The following is a 1,844-nucleotide window of genomic DNA, read 5'->3' on the forward strand; positions in this document are numbered from 1 at the left end:
GTGGACGCCGTCCGGCGGCTACCGCCCGGTGGACGTCGCGATGAGGACGGCGGTGCGGCTGCCGCCCTGTGGACGTCGTCCCGCGGCTACTGCCCGGTGGAGGTGGCCATGGAGGCGCCGCCGCGGCTGTCCCTGCGGGCGCCGCCATGAGGACGGCGCCGTGGCCGCCGTCCTGTGGAAGCTGCTCTGTGGCTTCGGCGCCATGGGGGGGACGCCGCAGGGGCTGCCGTGGGCGCGGGCCGGGCGTAGGGCGCGAGCGAGGCCGCACGGGGGCCGTCCGGCCGTTGGCGGCTGCGGCCGCGTGAGCGAGGACCGGGGCGGACGGCTCGCCCCGACGCCGGGTCGTTCCATCGCCTTGCGGCGTTGCAGGGGCGCCACAGGGCGGGCTCGGGGGCGGGGTTCGGTGGGTGGTAGGCATGTGCGGATGGACGCACTGTTGCCGCTCGCCGGGATGCGCATCGTCGAGATCTCCAGCTTCGTCGCCGCGCCGCTGGGCGGGATGACGCTCGCGCAGCTCGGCGCCGAGGTCATCCGGGTGGACCAGGTCGGCGGCGGGCCCGACATCGACCGGTGGCCGCTGGCGCCGTCCGGGCGCAGCCTGTACTGGGCGGGGCTCAACAAGGGGAAGCGGTCGGTCACCGTGGACCTGCGGTCCGCCGAGGGGCGCGGCGTCGCGGCGCGGCTCGCGGCCGAGTGCGGGACCGTGCTGACGAACGCGCCGCCGCGCGGCGGCCTCGCCCCCGGCGACCTGGCGGCGCGGCGGCCCGACCTCGTGCACGTCCAGCTCGTGGGGCGGCGGGACGGGGGCACCGCGGTCGACTACACGGTGAACGCGGCGTCCGGATTCCCGGCGATCACCGGGCGGGACGGCGCGCCGGTGAACCACGCGCTGCCGGTGTGGGACGTCGTCTGCGGGCTCTACCTGGCGGCGGGGCTGCTCGCGGCGGAGCGGCACCGGCTGCGGACGGGCGAGGGCTCCCGGCTGCGGGTCGCCCTCGACGACGTCGCGCTGGCGACCGCCGGGAACCTGGGGTACCTCGCGGAGGCGCAGCTCGGGGCGCCGCGCGAGCGGCTCGGCAACCACCTGTTCGGCGAGTTCGGGCGCGACTTCGCGACCGCGGACGGGCGCGTCATGCTCGCCGTGGTCACCGGGCGGCAGTGGCGCGACCTCGTCGCCGCGACCGGCCTCGGGGACGTCGTGGCGGCGCTCGAGCGGGCGCTGCGGGCGGACTTCGGGACGGCCGGGGACCGGTACCGGCACCGGGAGGCGGTCGGCGGCGTCCTCGCCTCGTGGTTCGGGGCGCGGACGTGCGCGGAGATCGCGGACGCACTGGAAGGCACGTCCGTCCTGTGGTCGCGGTACCGGGACTTCGGGGAGGTGGCGCGGGACCTGGACGGGCGGCCGCTCATGGGCGAGCTCGACCAGCCCGGCGTCGGCCCGCACCTGGCGCCCGGCTCCCCGCTGGTGTTCGGCGGGCAGGCCCCGCCCGTCCCCGCGCCGGCCCTCGGCGAGCACACCGCCGAGGTCCTGCGGGACGTCCTCGGGATGACCGGCGACGAGGCGGCCGACCTGCGGGCCCGGGGCGTCGCGGGAGAGCCCTGACCTCTCTCCAGGACGGAGAGGGCGGTGCCCGCCGGGTTCTTGACCTACGCGATGGGCGGCCCTCCGGAAGATCCCCTTGTCATCGGTGACGCCGCCGCAGTGCTCGGACCGGACGCCCGCTCCTTCGTCGGGTGTGCGCGCCGGTGGCGGCCCCGGAACTTCCCGCACGGCTTTTGTGGGCATATGAGATTGTTAGGGGAGCGAAGTAAGGAGGGGCGGACGTGGCGGCGCGGGGCGGGCG

Annotated in this window: 1 protein-coding gene; it reads left to right on the forward strand. The window is 77.2% G+C overall.

Annotated features, from left to right (window positions below; all coding sequences use genetic code 11):
• Positions 1–424: 424 nt before the first annotated feature.
• Complete coding sequence (locus DMH08_RS39350; RefSeq protein WP_125621358.1) at positions 425–1,603, forward strand: CoA transferase; 1,179 nt, start codon at positions 425–427, stop codon at positions 1,601–1,603.
• Positions 1,604–1,844 lie beyond the last annotated feature (241 nt).

It is taken from the genome of Actinomadura sp. WAC 06369, assembly GCF_003947565.1.
In the GTDB taxonomy this organism is placed as follows: domain Bacteria; phylum Actinomycetota; class Actinomycetes; order Streptosporangiales; family Streptosporangiaceae; genus Spirillospora; species Spirillospora rifamycini.

What these genes read in the sequence shown, in the direction of transcription:
- DMH08_RS39350 (WP_125621358.1), top strand. Translation starts at nt 425, where the DNA reads ATGGACGCACTGTTGCCGCTCGCCGGGATGCGCATCGTCGAGATCTCC.